19 protein-coding genes are annotated in these 14,158 nt (G+C 65.4%); 4 read left to right on the plus strand and 15 right to left on the minus strand.

All coding sequences use genetic code 11. The features are described from left to right. The first annotated feature begins 48 nt into the window (after positions 1 to 48). Entirely contained in the window at positions 49 to 1,062 is a 1,014-nt protein-coding gene (cobT, locus tag CI41S_RS10820; protein ID WP_139858950.1) for a nicotinate-nucleotide--dimethylbenzimidazole phosphoribosyltransferase, read from the plus strand. A 64-nt stretch (positions 1,063 to 1,126) separates the two neighbouring features. Then, the gene (locus CI41S_RS10825) at positions 1,127 to 1,564 is read left to right on the plus strand and encodes a hypothetical protein (RefSeq protein ID WP_139858951.1); all 438 of its coding nucleotides are present in this window, start codon (positions 1,127 to 1,129) and stop codon (positions 1,562 to 1,564) included. Positions 1,565 to 1,793: 229 nt separating this feature from the next. Here the strand turns inward: CI41S_RS10825 and CI41S_RS10830 are convergent, their stop codons facing one another. From CI41S_RS10830 to CI41S_RS10855, 6 genes are all read right to left on the minus strand, one after another. Then, positions 1,794 to 2,204 (minus strand): VOC family protein, encoded by a 411-nt coding sequence (locus CI41S_RS10830; protein ID WP_139858952.1) that lies wholly within the window; start codon positions 2,202 to 2,204, stop codon positions 1,794 to 1,796. 79 nt (positions 2,205 to 2,283) lie between these two features. Beyond that, on the minus strand, positions 2,284 to 2,820 hold the full coding sequence (locus CI41S_RS10835; protein WP_139480594.1) for an SRPBCC family protein: 537 nt from the start codon (positions 2,818 to 2,820) through the stop codon (positions 2,284 to 2,286). 33 nt (positions 2,821 to 2,853) lie between these two features. Then, positions 2,854 to 3,264 carry a DoxX family protein gene (locus CI41S_RS10840; RefSeq protein ID WP_139480593.1) on the minus strand — a complete coding sequence of 137 codons (411 nt, stop codon included), beginning with the start codon at positions 3,262 to 3,264 and terminating at the stop codon, positions 2,854 to 2,856. A gap of 414 nt (positions 3,265 to 3,678) precedes the next feature. After that, positions 3,679 to 4,950 carry an RNA polymerase sigma factor gene (locus CI41S_RS10845; RefSeq protein ID WP_139480592.1) on the minus strand — a complete coding sequence of 424 codons (1,272 nt, stop codon included), beginning with the start codon at positions 4,948 to 4,950 and terminating at the stop codon, positions 3,679 to 3,681. Continuing rightward, positions 4,947 to 5,315 carry a YciI family protein gene (locus CI41S_RS10850; RefSeq protein WP_139858953.1) on the minus strand — a complete coding sequence of 123 codons (369 nt, stop codon included), beginning with the start codon at positions 5,313 to 5,315 and terminating at the stop codon, positions 4,947 to 4,949. The genes CI41S_RS10845 and CI41S_RS10850 overlap by 4 nt, the downstream gene beginning before the upstream one ends. 182 nt (positions 5,316 to 5,497) lie before the next feature. After that, the gene (locus tag CI41S_RS10855) at positions 5,498 to 5,824 is read right to left on the minus strand and encodes a hypothetical protein (RefSeq protein ID WP_139858954.1); all 327 of its coding nucleotides are present in this window, start codon (positions 5,822 to 5,824) and stop codon (positions 5,498 to 5,500) included. 90 nt (positions 5,825 to 5,914) lie between these two features. Between CI41S_RS10855 and CI41S_RS10860 the strand changes: the two genes are divergently transcribed. Then, complete coding sequence (locus tag CI41S_RS10860; protein WP_139480589.1) at positions 5,915 to 6,880, plus strand: 2-hydroxyacid dehydrogenase; 966 nt, start codon at positions 5,915 to 5,917, stop codon at positions 6,878 to 6,880. A gap of 203 nt (positions 6,881 to 7,083) precedes the next feature. On the opposite strand, the gene CI41S_RS10865 is transcribed toward CI41S_RS10860, so the two are convergent. From CI41S_RS10865 to CI41S_RS10885, 5 genes are all read right to left on the minus strand, one after another. Beyond that, entirely contained in the window at positions 7,084 to 7,509 is a 426-nt protein-coding gene (locus CI41S_RS10865) for a VOC family protein (RefSeq protein ID WP_139858955.1), read from the minus strand. A gap of 125 nt (positions 7,510 to 7,634) precedes the next feature. Continuing rightward, positions 7,635 to 8,126: an SRPBCC family protein gene (locus CI41S_RS10870; protein ID WP_210241723.1), complete on the minus strand. Its 492-nt coding sequence runs from the start codon at positions 8,124 to 8,126 to the stop codon at positions 7,635 to 7,637. Beyond that, on the minus strand, positions 8,107 to 8,523 hold the full coding sequence (locus CI41S_RS10875) for an ArsR/SmtB family transcription factor (RefSeq protein ID WP_139858956.1): 417 nt from the start codon (positions 8,521 to 8,523) through the stop codon (positions 8,107 to 8,109). The genes CI41S_RS10870 and CI41S_RS10875 overlap by 20 nt, the downstream gene beginning before the upstream one ends. Before the next feature lie 250 nt (positions 8,524 to 8,773). Beyond that, on the minus strand, positions 8,774 to 9,421 hold the full coding sequence (locus tag CI41S_RS10880) for a dihydrofolate reductase family protein (RefSeq protein WP_139858957.1): 648 nt from the start codon (positions 9,419 to 9,421) through the stop codon (positions 8,774 to 8,776). Between the two features lie 85 nt (positions 9,422 to 9,506). Then, a complete protein-coding gene (locus CI41S_RS10885; protein ID WP_139858958.1) occupies positions 9,507 to 10,181 on the minus strand; it encodes a TetR/AcrR family transcriptional regulator in 675 nt (224 codons plus the stop codon). A 98-nt stretch (positions 10,182 to 10,279) separates the two neighbouring features. On the opposite strand from CI41S_RS10885, the gene CI41S_RS10890 reads away from it, so the two are divergent. Next, positions 10,280 to 10,924, plus strand: a complete 645-nt coding sequence (locus tag CI41S_RS10890; RefSeq protein WP_139858959.1) for a glutathione binding-like protein — start codon at positions 10,280 to 10,282, stop codon at positions 10,922 to 10,924. Between the two features lie 268 nt (positions 10,925 to 11,192). On the opposite strand, the gene CI41S_RS45480 is transcribed toward CI41S_RS10890, so the two are convergent. From CI41S_RS45480 to CI41S_RS10905, 4 genes are all read right to left on the minus strand, one after another. Continuing rightward, positions 11,193 to 11,819 carry a hypothetical protein gene (locus CI41S_RS45480; RefSeq protein ID WP_488230466.1) on the minus strand — a complete coding sequence of 209 codons (627 nt, stop codon included), beginning with the start codon at positions 11,817 to 11,819 and terminating at the stop codon, positions 11,193 to 11,195. A gap of 52 nt (positions 11,820 to 11,871) precedes the next feature. After that, entirely contained in the window at positions 11,872 to 12,339 is a 468-nt protein-coding gene (locus CI41S_RS10895) for a nuclear transport factor 2 family protein (RefSeq protein ID WP_139858960.1), read from the minus strand. A gap of 85 nt (positions 12,340 to 12,424) precedes the next feature. Next, the gene (gene ybgC, locus CI41S_RS10900) at positions 12,425 to 12,874 is read right to left on the minus strand and encodes a tol-pal system-associated acyl-CoA thioesterase (protein ID WP_139480581.1); all 450 of its coding nucleotides are present in this window, start codon (positions 12,872 to 12,874) and stop codon (positions 12,425 to 12,427) included. Between the two features lie 155 nt (positions 12,875 to 13,029). Next, a complete protein-coding gene (locus tag CI41S_RS10905; RefSeq protein ID WP_139858961.1) occupies positions 13,030 to 13,947 on the minus strand; it encodes a metallophosphoesterase in 918 nt (305 codons plus the stop codon). Positions 13,948 to 14,158: the final 211 nt, after the last annotated feature.

Below are 14,158 nucleotides of genomic sequence, written 5' to 3' on the forward strand. Positions count from 1 at the left end.
CGTTCCGGATCATGCTTTAGCTTGCGCCCCGCTCGACGAGGGAATCGCATGCAGTTCAGTACCCTAGACGATATCAGCGGCTTTTGTCGCGAGCTGCCCGGAGGTGACGACGCCGCCGCGGAGGCCGCTGCGCTGCGCCAGCGGAATTTGACCAAACCGCCGGGCAGCCTCGGCCGGCTGGAGGAGCTTGCGATCTGGCTGGCGCGCTGGCAGGGACGCGAGCAGCCGCGGCTCGACCAGATCACCATCGCGGTGTTCGCCGGCAATCACGGCATCGCGGAACGCGGCGTCTCCGCCTACCCGTCCGAGGTCACGGCGCAGATGGTGGCGAACTTCGCCGCCGGCGGCGCTGCGATCAACCAGATCGCGAAACTGGCCGGCGCCGAGCTGCGGGTCGAGCCGCTCGAGCTGGCGCGGCCGACCCGCGATTTCACCATGGCGCCGGCGATGGACACGGCGGATTTCCTGCTCGCGCTCGACGCCGGCTGGCGCACGGTGCCGGAGCAATGCGACCTGCTGGTGGTCGGCGAGATGGGCATCGCCAACACCACGGTGGCCGCGACGCTGTGCGCGGCCCTGATGGGCGGCCGCGGCGCGCGCTGGGCCGGCCGCGGCACCGGCGTCGACGATGCCGGGCTGTTGCGCAAGCGTTTGACGATCGATGCGGCGCTGAAATTCCATCGCGACCGGCTCCACGATCCGCTCGCGGTGGCGATGGCGCTCGGCGGGCGCGAGCTCGCGGCAATCGCGGGTGCGGTGCTGGCGGCGCGGGCGCGGTGCATTCCGGTGCTGCTCGACGGCTTTGTGGCGACATCAGCGGTGCTGCCGCTGGCCAAGCTTGCGCCCGGCAGCCTCGCGCATTGCCGCGCCGGACATGTCTCGGCCGAGCTCGGCCACCGCGAATTGCTGCGCGAGCTCGCGCTTGTGCCGCTGCTCGATCTCGACATGCGGCTCGGCGAAGCCTCCGGCGCGGGTGTCGCGATCCTGTTGCTGCGCGCGGCGCTCGCCTGCCATGGCGGGATGGCGACCTTTGCCGAGGCCGGGGTGTCGGGCGCGGGCTGACAAATTGTCGCCGCATGGGCTAGCGTAACTTGGCCGGACGTCGTCAACCGAGGGGGGACTGCCGATGCGCATGGTGGCAATCAGGACGATCTTGGTGGCGGCTGCGCTCGGCGCTGTGATTCCCGCCGCGCACGCCGAGGTGCGCATCCTCGCAAGCCCGGGCGGACAGGTCGGCCCGTTCATCGACCTGTTCGAGAAGGTGCGCGAGTCCGGCGAGCGCGTGGTGATCGACGGCCCGTGCCTGTCGGCCTGCACGCTGGTGCTCTCGATGGTGCCGAACGATCGCATCTGCGTGACGCGCCGCGCGGTACTCGGCTTCCACGCCGCGCGCTCGATCGACCGGCGTGGCCGCATCTACGCCGAGCCGGAAGCCTCGGTGGCCGTGCTGCAAGCCTATCCGGCACCGGTGCGCGGCTGGATCGTCCGCCGCGGCGGCCTGACCTCGCGCCTGCTGCTGCTGCGCGGCCGCGAGCTCGCGGCGATCTATCCAAGATGCAGGTGAGGCCCGCTTGACAGTGTCGTAGCCCGGATGGAGCGCAGCGCAATCCGGGAATTTCCCGCGCGGATCGGTGACCCGGATTGCGCTTCGCTTCATCCGGGCTACGAAGCGGTTATGAATCGGCCACCTGCCGGGCCGTCGATCCTTCGAGGGCCGTTGAAGAAGCGGCCACCTCCAGCGACAACGGCACGGCCGTTACGCGGGGATGACGGTCCGACAAGGGTACCGGGCCCTACATCTCCTGCGGACAGTTCACCATCCAGGGGATGCCGAACTGATCGACGCACATGCCAAAGCCCTTGGAGAAGAAGGTCTTGCCGAACGGCAGGGTGACGGTGCCGCCTTCGGACAGCGCCTTGAAGCGGCGCTCGGCATCAGCGGGATCCTCGACCTGCAGCGCCACGGAGAAACCTTGCGGCTTCTGGAAGTGGCCGGGAGGGGCGTCGGAGGCCATGATGATCTCGCCGTCGATCGTGATCTTGGCGTGCATGATCTTGTTTTGCCAGCCGGGCGGGGTCTGCATCTCGGCATTGCCCTCGCCGTAGGGGAAGGTCAGTTCGATCTTCGCGCCGAGCACCTTTTGATAGAACTTCAGCGCGGCGTCGCAATTGCCGTCGAAGGAGAGATAGGGGTTGACCTGCATCGCGTGCTCCTTGGGTACCAGACTTTTGTTTGACGCGTCTTCCTGATGCGAACCGGTGTCCGCTTCGCGCGAAAACGCCCTACTTTTCAGTCAGCTTCTTCAGGTTGGCAAGGCCGACTTCAAAATCCCTGCCGATCATGTGATCCAGGTTCATGAACACCTGCATCACTTTCGACATGAAGACGGCCGGACCATACATGGTCCATGTGACGTTGGTCGCATCGCCCTGCGGCAGCATTGTGAACTCGGCGGTGTTGTGGCCCTCGAACGGCTTGAAGAAATCGAGCTTGATCACGATCTTCGACGGCGTCTCGGCCTGCAGGATCTCCATCCGGCCGGCGCCGACGTTCTTGTTGCCGTCCCAGGCATAGACCGCGCCCTGCCCGCTTTGCGGGCCCTGATAGGTCCGCTTCAGCGCGGGATCCCGGTTCTCGTAAGGCGACCACGCCACCCACTGATGGAAGTCGTTGATCAGCGGAAAGATCCGATCGGCCGGCGCCTTGATGCTGGCGGCGCGCGTGACCCGGAACGTGCTCGGCTTGGTCGCGGCGAGGATGAGAACGACCGCAATCGCGATCGCGAGGATGACGGCGATGATGCCAATGATCTCAAGCATGACTGTTTCCTTAAGCAATGGTTGAAGAGGTGTTCAGCGGCGAAACGGAATCAGCGCGCGCAGATTGCCGTCGCGCAGGTAAAGCCCGCCCCACAGCAGCAGGCCGAGATAGAGCCCGAACAGCGTGTGCGTGAACAGCGGGCTGTCGATCCGCACATGGGATGCGATCGCGCCGCCGAGATAGCCGGTGAGCAGGATCGCGCCGAGGATCGAGGTCGGCGGCACCGAATACAGCAGCGTGCAGACGATGGTGATGATGCCGAGGCTGCGCGCCAGGGTGTCGCTCGCGCCGTAGCCCATCTTGTCCATGGTCTCGGTGACGATTGGCAACGGGATCAGCTTCATCGCGCCGTCGAACAGCAGAAACAGGATGACGAGGCCGCTCATGACGCGGCCGGTGATGCGGGCAGGCTTGGGAAGTTCGGGCTCGATGATCAGCGACATGACAGGCTCCGCAAGGGTTGAGGATGTTCTGCCACCATGACGAACGGGCGAGTACGGGACCGACAATGACGACGAAGATTTTTCGGGAGCGCGATGAGACCGGCGGTGGCGGCAGGATTGCGAGAGCGACGCATGCGTCGGTCAACGCGCCCGGGGCGTACCCCTCTCCCCAACCCTCCCCCGCAAGGGGGGAGGGAGCCTGACCAGCGTGCTCACCTCACTTGATCGGATCTAAGGGAAGTTCGCACGACACCCCACTGGATTGATCTGTGATAGGCGCGCGATATTCCCGCCCTCGTGTGAGAGAGCCACCGGCGGCAGGGCTCCCTCCCCCCTTGCGGGGGAGGGTTGGGGAGAGGGGTATCACACGGGAAGTTTCTCGACCTGCACCCGAACAGCAACGGCGCCGCGCTGCTACTTCGCCTTCGCCTTACTCGGCTGGCTGTCGCGCATCAGGCGGTCGATATGCATGCGGATGTGGGCGGCTTCGGCGGTGGTGTTGGCGAGCGCAATCGCACGGTCGAAGGCGACGCGGGCTTCCTCGTTGCGGCCGAGCTGCATCAGGAAGGCGCCGCGCACGCCGAAGTAATGGAAGTAGTTGGAGAGCCGCGGCGCCAACGGCTCGATCATCTCGAGCGCGGCTTCGGCGCCCCGCACCTTGGAGACCGCGACCGCGCGGTTGAGCGTCACCACCGGCGACGGCTGCATGATCTCGAGCGCGCCATAGAGCAGATCGATCTGCGCCCAGTCGGTATCCTCGGGCTTCTCGGCGCGGGCGTGCAGGGCCGCGATCGCGGACTGCACCTGGTAGGGCCCGCTCCTGCGGTGACGCATCGCCTTGTCGATCAGCGCCAGCCCCTCGGCGATCAGCTTCTGATTCCACAGGCTGCGGTCCTGATCCTCGAGCAGGATCACCTGGCCGTCGGCGTCGAAGCGCGCGGCGGCGCGGGCGTGCTGCAGCAACAGCAGCGCGGTCAGCCCCATGATCTCCGGCTCGCTCTGGAACAGCCGCAGCAGCAGGCGCGCGAGGCGGATCGCCTCCTCGCACAGCGGGCTGCGGATTTCCGCGGTGTCGCCGCTCGCCGAATAGCCCTCGTTGAAGATCAGGTAGATCATCGCGGCGACCGAGACCAACCGCTCGCTGCGCTCGACCGCGCCCGGGGTCTCGAACGGCACCTTGGCATCGGCGACGCGCGTCTTGGCCCGCGTGATGCGCTGCTCCATCGCGGCCTCCGAGACCAGGAAGGCGCGCGCGATCTGCTTCACCGAGAGGCCGGAGACGATGCGCAGCGCGAGCGCGATCTGCTGCGTCGCCGGCAGGTCCTTGTGGCAGCATATAAACAGCAGCCGCAGGATGTCGTCGCGGTAGTGCGAGCCGTCGAGCCGCTCGGCGATCTCATCCTCGGCGTCGTCGATGTCGGAGATTGCCTGGTCGTCGTCGGGCAACGGTTCCTGCTTTTTGGTGCGCCTGATGTCGTCGATCGCGACGTTGCGGCCGACCATGATCAGCCACGCCGCGGGATCGCGCGGCGGCCCGTTCTGCGGCCAGCTCTTCAGCGCCCGCAGGCAGGCGTTCTGAAAGGCCTCCTCTGCGGTGTCGAGGTTGCGGAAATAGCGCAGCAGCGCACCGACCGCCTGGGGACGCGCGGAGGTCAACGCGGCATCGATCCAGGCGGTGTCGGTCATTGTTCTACACTCCCGGGCCGGAACACGCCGACCGGGCGGATCTCATAGGTGCCGCCGGGGTTGGCCTTGCCGAGGTCACGCGCGACGTCGAGCGCCTCGTCGAGGTTCTTGCAGTCGACGACGTAGAAGCCGAGCAGCTGTTCCTTGGTCTCCGCAAACGGGCCGTCCAGCACCAGCGGCGGGTCGTCCTTGCGCAGCGTGGTCGCCGCCGTGGTCGGCAACAGCCGCGCCACCGGGCCGAGCCGGCCCTGCTTGGCGAGCTTTTCCTGCACCACGGACAATTTCTGCATGACTTCAGTGTCGTGTTCCTTGCTCCAGGAACCGACCATGTCTTCGTCATGATAGCAGAGGATGGCGTACAGCATCGAGAAGGCATCTCCGTTCATTTCCAAGAACGAACGATTATGCCCGCCACCGACAGGGGTCCAAAGAAATTTGGGGACGGCGAACCGGCACCGTTCCGCGTGATAAACGAACGTCAGCGCGATCCACAAACCTTCATGCGACGCCGCGTTGCAGCGGTGCCGGCCGCAGCTTGCGGTCGTGGTCACCAATAGACGCCGTAGCGGGCGGCGATGCGGCGCGCCTTGGCCTCGTCGCTCTCCCGGCGGCGCGCGTAGCTCCTCTTCGCGGGCTTTGCGGCCTGCTGCTTCGGCTGCTCGGCCGATGCGGCCTGCGGCTGGACTTGTGGCGCTTGGACCTGCGGCGCTTCGACCTGCTGCGCCTGAACCGCTTGTGGATTGGCAGCCGGCGCGGTCTCGGCCGCCGGCGCGGGCGTGTCATGGGCCGCGAGCACGAGGCTGCGGCTCTGGCCGGCCTCGGCGGTGACGACAGAGGCGAGGACGAAAGCCGACATCAGGACCAGTTTGCGCATGGAAGTTCTCCCCTGTTGATGGCAGGAGTTTTACGGGGCCGTCGATAGCCGCTCTGTGACATCAGTCACACAAACCTCGGAGGTATCTGGATGGGTAAGGGCGCGCTGGCGCTGCTGGTCAACGGCGGCACCGAAAACTGGTCGTCGTCGCGCTGGAAAAAGCGGTTCGACACGGTCTGTCCCGACCGCTCCGTGGTGCTGCTGCCGGACGAAGCGCTTGATCCGGACGAAGTCCACTATGCGGCGGTGTGGAAACCAAAGCCGGGCGAACTCGCCGCGTTCAAAAATCTGCGGGTCATCTTCAATCTCGGCGCCGGCGTCGACGCGCTGATGGCCGACCGCTCGCTGCCCGACGTGCCCTTGGTGCGGGTCGCGGTCGGCGATCTCACCGACCGCATGACCGAATATGTCGTGCTGCATGTGCTGATGCATCACCGCCAGGAGCTCTATCTGCGGGAGTCGCAGCGGGAGAAGCGCTGGGCGCCGAAATATCAGTGGGCGGCGGGCGCGATCACCGTCGGCATCATGGGGCTCGGCACCCTGGGCGCCGCCTCGGCGCGCGCGCTGCGGGCGCTCGGCTTCCGCGTTGTCGGCTGGAGCCGCAGCGCAAAAGCGATCGACGGCATCGCCTGCTTCCATGGCGCTGACGGGCTCGATCAATTCCTGCGCCAGAGCAACATTCTGGTTTGCCTGCTGCCGCTGACGCCGGACACGCGGCATGTTCTCAACCGCGACGTCTTTATCAGACTGAACCGCGACAGCCCGCTCGGCGCGCCGGTGCTGATCAATGCCGGCCGCGGTGGCCTGCAGAACGAGCCCGACATCCTGCGCGCGCTCGACGACGGCACGCTGGGCGCCGCCTCGCTCGACGTCTACGAGACCGAGCCGCTGCCCGCGGCGAGCCCGTTCTGGAGCCATCCGAAAGTGGTGCTGACGCCGCACAACGCCGCCGACACCGACGCCGACGAGATCTCGAAATACGTCGCGCAGCAGATCGCCCGCTTCGAGGCCGGCGGCGCGCTGGAGAATTTGGTGGATCGGACGCGGGGGTATTGACGGCAACCCGTAGCCCGGATTCAGCGCAGCGAAATCCGGGGTCTTTGCAGCGGACAGACTGATCCCGGATTGCGCTTCGCTCCATCCGGGCTACAGCCTTGCGTCATTGCGAGGAGCGAAGCGACGAAGCAATCCATCGCTCCCCACGCGGAAGCATGGATTGCTTCGCTTCGCTCGCAATGACTGCTGGAGGGATCGGCGTGCTACCCCTTCGCCGGCAGCGCGTGGGCAAAGCTCCAGGAATGGCCGAACGGATCGATGACGCGGCCGTAGCGGGCGCCCCAGAAGGCATCCCACGGTTCCATGGTCACGGTGGCGCCGGCGTCGGCGGCGCGTTTCACCGCGGCATCGCAATTCTCGACCTCGAGATGCATGGTCACCGAGGTGCCCTTGAGCTGGTCCGGCGGGAACACGGCATCGACATGGGTGCCGCGGTGCTCGGGGAAATCATCCATCAGCATGATCCGGGCACCATAGGCGTTGATCTCGGCGTGCATCAGCCGCTTGCCGTCCTGCGCCGGCATGCGCAGGACTTCGGTGGCGCCGAGCGCCTTTTTATAGAAATCGACGGCGGCATTGCCGTCATTGACCACCAGATGCGGGATCACGACCTGCGCGGGCTGGGACATGTTGAGGGCCTTTCCTGACAACAGCGACCGCGGTACGCAGCCGCCACGGCACGATGACGGATGCGGCTGCCCGCATCCGACATTGTGCTGCAATTTTTTGTCCCGGCGTCCGGTTACCGCGCAGCTCACGCCATCGCGGCAACCACGTCGGCGAGGCGGTCGTAGGCGGGCTCGACGCCCTTTTCGATGCCGGAATTGAGGTGACCGTCGCGCGCCTCCTTGGTGGGGTGCTCGATGATCGTCGTCAGCTTGGTCTTGCCGCCCATCTCGGTGAAGATCGACGTCACCTGGTATTCCTCGCTGGTGAAGCCGGGCATGCAGAAGGTTTCGCCGAACACAACGTACTCCGGACGCACCACTTCGCGGTAGGTTCCTCTCAACACGTGCTCGATACCGTCGGACGAGCGGAATACGTAGCGATAGGCGCCGCCGACGCGCAAATCGATCTCGCAGACCGGCATCGTCATCGCGCCGCAGCCGAGCCAGCGGACCACGAATTCCGGTTTTGTCATTGCATCGAACACCAGATGCCGGGGCGCGTCGAACTCGCGGGTCATCGCGATTTCCAGGTCCGACGGGGTGGTGACCTTCAGCTTCCTATCCACGCGTGCGTCCACGTTGCTTCTCCTTGGTTACTCTGACTTTGGATTTCTTCCGCGGCGAGGCCTTGGCCGTTACCTTGGCCGCCTCCTCCGCCTTCATCTCCTCGAGCAGGCCGTCGAGCCGGTTGAAGCTTTCGTCCCAGAAGCGGCGGAAATTTCCGAGCCAGCCGTCGACCTCCCTGAACGCGACCGGCGCGATCCGGCACGGCCGCCACTGCGCTTCGCGCCCGCGCGAGATCAGCCCGGCATGCTCGAGCACCTTCAGATGCTTCGAGATCGCCGGCAGGCTCATGTCGAACGGCTTTGCCAGCTCCATCACCGAGGTCTCGCCGAGCGCGAGCCGCGCCAGGATCGCGCGCCGGGTCGGATCGGCCAGCGCCGCAAAGGTCGAGCTCAGGGGGTCCGGCTGCATCCGTATTTTCCGTATCGGTTAAATAACCTATCGGTTAACTACGACCAAATCGCGCGCGCGTCAATGACGGATTTTCGGCGGCGACGGCCGCAAAGCTCCCTCTCCCCGTTCTTACGGGGAGAGGGCTGGGGTGAGGGGCTGCTTCCGCGCATACGGTGAGAGACACACTCGCGGAGACTCCCCCTCACCCGCATCGCATCTCCGATGCGATGCGACCTCTCCCCGCAAGCGGCGCGAGGTGAAGAGGAGCCTACGATCTGCGCGCGAAGGTGAGGTGCGTGGCGTTCGGGCTCGCGACATGCGTGACGACCTGATAGCCGAGGCGCGGCAGATCCAGCCCGGCGAACAGGTTCTCGCCGGCGCCGAGCAGCACCGGCGACTGCGCCACATGCAATTCGTCGAGCAAACCCGCCTGCAGGAATTGCCGCACCACCGACACGCCGCCGCCGACCCGGATGTCCTTGCCGTGCGCGACCTCGCGCGCCCGGCGCAACGCGGCTTCGATGCCGTCGGTCACGAAGTGGAAGGTGGTGCCGCCCTGCATCTCGAGGTCCGGCCGCGCGTGATGGGTCAGCACGAACACCGGCGTGTGGTACGGCGGCGTGTCACCCCACCAGCCTTTCCAGGAATGATCCGGCCATGGGCCGCGAACCGGGCCGAACATGTTTCGCCCGAGAATCCAGGCGCCGACATTCTCCATCGACTTGCGGGCGAAATCGTCGTCGAGCCCGGTACCACCGCCATCCTGGCCGAACATGGCGCGAAACGTTCGCGTCCCGAGGTACCAGGTGGGCAGAATCATGCCGCCCTCGCCGAATGGATTTTCCAGGCTCTGATTTGGAGCGGCGCCAAAGCCGTCGATCGAGACCGTGAATGCTGAAGTCCTGACTTTTCCCATCGTGTTCCGCTTCCGTTTGTGGCCACTCTAGGAAGACGGGCGGGAAAGTCAGACGCCGACATTTGCGGTTCGGGAAATTCCGCTGCTATTTCGGCCCGCACATCACGTCGATGGCGCCCTGCACGATCGCCTCGAGCTCCTTGCGCGGAACATGGGCGCGGGCGCGGATCGCGATGGTGTGGATGGTGGCGGAGGCGAGTTGCGCCAGCGCAATCGGGTCGGCGCCTTCAGGCAGTTCGCCGCGCTCCTTGGCGAGGCGGAAGCAGGTCGAAAACGCCTTGTCCATCTCGGTCAGGCCTTCCAACACCATTGCGCGGATGTCGGGATCGGACACCGCTTCGGAGGCCGCCGTCATCACCGTGAAACAGCCGCGTGGACCTGACGCGCCGGACAGATAGATGTCGAGCGCGATCGCATAGATGCGCGCCAGCCGGTCGCGCAGCGGCGCCTCGGCACGAAAGATCTCGATCATCGCGGCGCGCGCCTCGTCGCGGTAGCGCTGGTAGCTCTTGATATACAGGGCGCGCTTGTCGCCGAACGCGCCGTAGAGGCTCGGTCGGTTCATCCCTGTCGCGGCGGAGAGATCATCGAGCGAAGTGGCGGCAAAACCGTCGCGCCTGAACAGTTCGAGCGCCCGGCCGAGCGCGACATCGGGCTCATAGGCGCGCGGCCGCCCGCGCCGCTTCGGCTCTGCGGGCGCTGCGGCTTTGGCAGCTTGTGGTTTGGCAGCAGATGGCGGCTGCTTATTTTTTTGTACCATTTCGCATTAAATTCCTTGACGCATTCCATATTATGCAAGACAGTACAAAAATCAACCGTGGCCGGGACACCCGCGCCGAACACCCCAAGGAGGCACCCATGGATCTGTATTTCTCGCCGCTCGCCTGCTCGATGGCGACCCGCGTCGCGCTGTACGAGGCCGGCCAGCCGGCCAACTTCCTCGAGGTCGATCCGAAGACAAAACAGGTGCGGACCGACGGGTCCGACTTCAACTCGATCAACCCGCTCGGCCTGGTGCCGACCTTGCGCACCGACGACGGCGTGGTGCTGACCGAGAACGCCGCTATCCTGCAATATGTCGCCGACCAGTTCCCGCGCGCCGGCCTCGGCACCACGTCGAATGCCGAACGCTCGCGGCTGCATCAATGGCTGTGCTTCATCGGCACCGAGCTGCACAAGGGCCTGTTCCTGCCGCTGCTCGACAAGAAGGCGCCGCCGGAGGCGAAGGCCTATGCGCTCGAGAAATACACCTCGCGGCTCGACTATCTGGAAAACCACCTGAAGGGCCGCGACTATCTGCTCGACCATTTCAGCGTCGCCGACGCCTATCTCGTCACCGTCATCAACTGGACCATGGCGACGCCGCCGATCGAGCTCGCAAAATGGCCGGCGCTGAAGGCCTATTACGAGCGGCTGCGGACACGGCCGTCGGTTGCGAAGGCGATCGCGGAAGAATTCGAGCTCTACAAGGCCGAGCTCGCAAGGCACAAGGCGGCGGCGTAGCCTTCTCCTTCTCCCCGCGTGCGGGGAGAAGGTCGGGATGAGGGGGAGTCTCCGCGAAGTCGCTGAAAGATGGATTCGCGGAGACTCCCCCTCACCCGGATCGCATTGCGCTTCGCTGCATGCGATCCGACCTCTCCCCGCAAGCGGGGCGAGGTGAAGTGCGTAGCCCGGATGGAGCGCAGCGCAATCCGGGGCCGCTTTCACCGCAGGAGAGACCGCCCCGGATTACGCTTCGCTGCATCCGGGCTACACCCGCAAATCATTTCGGTCAGCAGCCACGGCAAATTGAAGGAGTACGCGTATCGAACAAACCAGTCCCTGGCTTCCCCTTCTCTTTTGGAGGGGCCGGCAACTCGACAAAGATCGGCATGAAGTGCTTCCATTGCTCGTAATATTCCGCCGGCAAGGTGTACGGCTGGCATTCCGTTAGTGCTCTTAGGGCGCTCTTTTGATAGGCCTGCGCGTAGTCTGACGCAGTCGCACTGCTCTCCGGCGACACGGACGGTTGCTCCACGAGTCTGCCCTCTCGAGTCAGGCTGATCTCGAGAACAACCTTCATTTTCCCAGTCTCGGCGCCGACGGCGGCAGGCTTGTGCCAGCACCGCTCGACTTGGGATGTGAACATCGGCCCCCAGGTATCGGGTCCGCGCATTTTGCCTTTCGCCGCGCTTGGCTGGATAGGAACGGCTATGCTGGCAGTCGCGAGGAGGAAGCCTGCGACCGCAACGGCCGTAGAACGTTTCGTTGGCATGGAAAGGGTCCGGCGACGCGGTGAGGTTGCAACGCGGACCAGAATAAACCGATCTTCGTCGAGACTGGCAAACGTTTTTCGATGCGTCCGCACAAACGATTCCGTAGCCCGGATGAAGCGTAGCGCAATCCGGGGCCGCTTCATCCGCGGAAAAACCGATCCCGGATTGCGCTTCGCTCCATCCGGGCTACTTAGATCAGAACGGCTCCGTGCCAAGTCCCGGCACGTCGGCGGGACGCGGGCCCGGGGCGGGCCAGTGGAAGCGGCGGTCCTTCTCCGTGATCGCGATGTCGTTGATCGAGGCTTCGCGGCGGCGCATCAGGCCGTGCTCGTCGAACTCCCACTGCTCGTTGCCGTAGGAGCGAAACCAGTTGCCGTCAGCATCGTGCCATTCGTACTGGAAGCGCACCGCGATGCGGTTGTCGTCGAACGCCCAGAGATCCTTGATCAGGCGATAGTCCTGCTCCTTTTCCCATTTGCGGGTGAGGAAGGCGACAATGGCCGCGCGGCCGGCAAACACCTCGGAGCGGTTGCGCCAGCGGCTGTCCTCGGTATAGGCGAGCGCGACCCGCGCCGGATCGCGCGAATTCCAGGCATCCTCCGCCATGCGCGCCTTCTGCGCGGCGGTCTCGCGGGTAAACGGCGGCAGCGGCGGGCGTGACATGGAAGGCTCCTTGCGGCGGTTGGGCTCAGGCAAATCTAGCGCCGTGGCGCGCAGAGTCGATGGGCTCGCGCCTATCGGCCGATAGCTAGCCGATATCGGCCTTCATCAGCGCACGGATCGGCTTCGGTATCGGCTGCGCACGGCCGCCGCTGATGAAGGCGACGCGGACCTCGGCCTTCACAAGCACGTCATCGCGGCGGCGGATCTCCTGCGCCAGCATGATCGAGGCGCCCTTCACCGCGAGCGGCCAGGTGACGACGTCGAGCACGTCATCCATCCGCGCGGGCTTGAGGAAATCCAGCGTCATCGAGCGCACCACAAAGGCGAAGCCGCCGGTCTCGGCCTCGGCTTCCTCGAACAGCGCCTGCTGCTCGGCGCCCATCAGGCGGAGATGGTTGGTGCGCCCGCGCTCCATGAAGCGCAGATAATTGGCGTGATAGACGATGCCGGAGAAATCCGTGTCCTCGTAATAGACGCGGACCTGCATGTGGTGGCGGCCGTCGCGGATCTCGCCGTCGAGAATGGGTGAGGTCATGTGCGCCCCCGGTTGCCTGAAGTTGCGCGCCAAAGCGCGATGATTGGTCATCGTGCTTTGGCTGCTTATTTGCGCATGATTCTTGTCGGAAAACCGCTTCGCACTTTTCCGGATCATGCTCTATTGCGCAAAATCGGCCGCCGGCGCAAGCGCGGTCAGGACACCAAGGGCCCCTTGCCGCCCAGCGTTACCTGCACGATTTCGGGCGGCACGCCGAGGCGGAACGGCATGATGCTGCAGCCGAGGCCGCCGGAGACGATGACGTCGCATTTCAGCTTGAGATGCCCATAGGCGAGCCGCATGCCGTGCTTCACCGGCACCGCCGGCGACCAGCCGAGCAGCCGAACCTGACCGCCATGGGTATGGCCGGAGAGCTGCAGCGCGACGCGCGACGGCACGCGGCGCGCGATGTCGGGCTCATGCGCGAGCAAAATCACCGGCGCGTCGTCGGTGACCTTGTCGAGCGTCGCGCCGAGATCATCGGCGCCGATCCGCGCGATCTGGCGATAACGCCGCGCCGGCATATAGGCGAGCTGATCGCCGAGGCCGGCGAGCCAGAACGGACGGCCATCTTTCGTGAGGCGCACCGCATCGTTCTCGTAAACCGGAATGCCGGCCCGCTCCAGCGCGCGGCGCGCGACCGGCACACCCTGCCCCTGGCGCTGCACGGTCTTGTCGTCCCAATAGTCGTGATTGCCGAGCACGGCATGGATGCCGAGCGGCGCCTTCAGCCCGGCCAGCACCGCGGCCCACTCCGAGGCCGGAATGAAGCGCGTGACGTGGCGCAGCCCCGCGACATAGTCGCCGAGCAGCACGATGATGTCGGGCTTCAGCGCGTTGGTGCGGTCGACGATTTCGGCGATGCGATCGAGCGACATCCAGGGATCGCAGGCATGGATGTCGGCGAGCGCGGCGATCCTGAGCGGAAAGTTCGCCGGCCATTGCCGCGGCGACAGATCATAGCGCGTCAGCGCCAGCCGGACGACCGGCTCGCTGACGCCATAGGCCGCGGTCGAGGCCGCGGCGGCGGTCAACCCGCCAACGGAGCGAAAAAAATGCCGACGTGAAATCATGGACGTTCGATCGGTGATGCCTGAAGCGCGACGCGCTTCAACTTTCTCTTAGGCATGATCTCTTCGGAAAACCGCTTCGCACTTTTCCGGATCATGCCTCAACAACCATGGCCCCGGGATTGGAGCGGAATTGGGCCGCGTTTGTGCAGAACGTCTGCAGGGATTTTGCAATGGTTAGCGGTCAACGTTACCGGCAGCGGCGGCGCGCTGC

Source organism: Bradyrhizobium ivorense (assembly GCF_900696085.1).
In the GTDB taxonomy this organism is placed as follows: domain Bacteria; phylum Pseudomonadota; class Alphaproteobacteria; order Rhizobiales; family Xanthobacteraceae; genus Bradyrhizobium; species Bradyrhizobium ivorense.

Bases quoted from the DNA above. Each gene is read 5' to 3' on its own strand.
- CI41S_RS10840 (WP_139480593.1), bottom strand. From the start codon at position 3,264: ATGTCGCTGATCATCGAGCCCGAACTTCCCAAGCCTGCCCGCATCACC.
- CI41S_RS10835 (WP_139480594.1), bottom strand. From the start codon at position 2,820: ATGCTTGAGATCATTGGCATCATCGCCGTCATCCTCGCGATCGCGATT.
- CI41S_RS10830 (WP_139858952.1), bottom strand. From the start codon at position 2,204: ATGCAGGTCAACCCCTATCTCTCCTTCGACGGCAATTGCGACGCCGCG.
- cobT (WP_139858950.1), top strand. From the start codon at position 49: ATGCAGTTCAGTACCCTAGACGATATCAGCGGCTTTTGTCGCGAGCTG.
- CI41S_RS45480 (WP_488230466.1), bottom strand. From the start codon at position 11,819: ATGAAGCGGCCCCGGATTGCGCTACGCTTCATCCGGGCTACGGAATCG.
- CI41S_RS10890 (WP_139858959.1), top strand. From the start codon at position 10,280: ATGGATCTGTATTTCTCGCCGCTCGCCTGCTCGATGGCGACCCGCGTC.
- CI41S_RS10855 (WP_139858954.1), bottom strand. From the start codon at position 5,824: ATGCGCAAACTGGTCCTGATGTCGGCTTTCGTCCTCGCCTCTGTCGTC.
- CI41S_RS10905 (WP_139858961.1), bottom strand. From the start codon at position 13,947: ATGATTTCACGTCGGCATTTTTTTCGCTCCGTTGGCGGGTTGACCGCC.
- ybgC (WP_139480581.1), bottom strand. From the start codon at position 12,874: ATGACCTCACCCATTCTCGACGGCGAGATCCGCGACGGCCGCCACCAC.
- CI41S_RS10850 (WP_139858953.1), bottom strand. From the start codon at position 5,315: ATGCTGTACGCCATCCTCTGCTATCATGACGAAGACATGGTCGGTTCC.
- CI41S_RS10865 (WP_139858955.1), bottom strand. From the start codon at position 7,509: ATGTCCCAGCCCGCGCAGGTCGTGATCCCGCATCTGGTGGTCAATGAC.
- CI41S_RS10845 (WP_139480592.1), bottom strand. From the start codon at position 4,950: ATGACCGACACCGCCTGGATCGATGCCGCGTTGACCTCCGCGCGTCCC.
- CI41S_RS10895 (WP_139858960.1), bottom strand. From the start codon at position 12,339: ATGTCACGCCCGCCGCTGCCGCCGTTTACCCGCGAGACCGCCGCGCAG.
- CI41S_RS10885 (WP_139858958.1), bottom strand. From the start codon at position 10,181: ATGGTACAAAAAAATAAGCAGCCGCCATCTGCTGCCAAACCACAAGCT.
- CI41S_RS10860 (WP_139480589.1), top strand. From the start codon at position 5,915: ATGGGTAAGGGCGCGCTGGCGCTGCTGGTCAACGGCGGCACCGAAAAC.
- CI41S_RS10880 (WP_139858957.1), bottom strand. From the start codon at position 9,421: ATGGGAAAAGTCAGGACTTCAGCATTCACGGTCTCGATCGACGGCTTT.
- CI41S_RS10825 (WP_139858951.1), top strand. From the start codon at position 1,127: ATGCGCATGGTGGCAATCAGGACGATCTTGGTGGCGGCTGCGCTCGGC.
- CI41S_RS10875 (WP_139858956.1), bottom strand. From the start codon at position 8,523: ATGCAGCCGGACCCCCTGAGCTCGACCTTTGCGGCGCTGGCCGATCCG.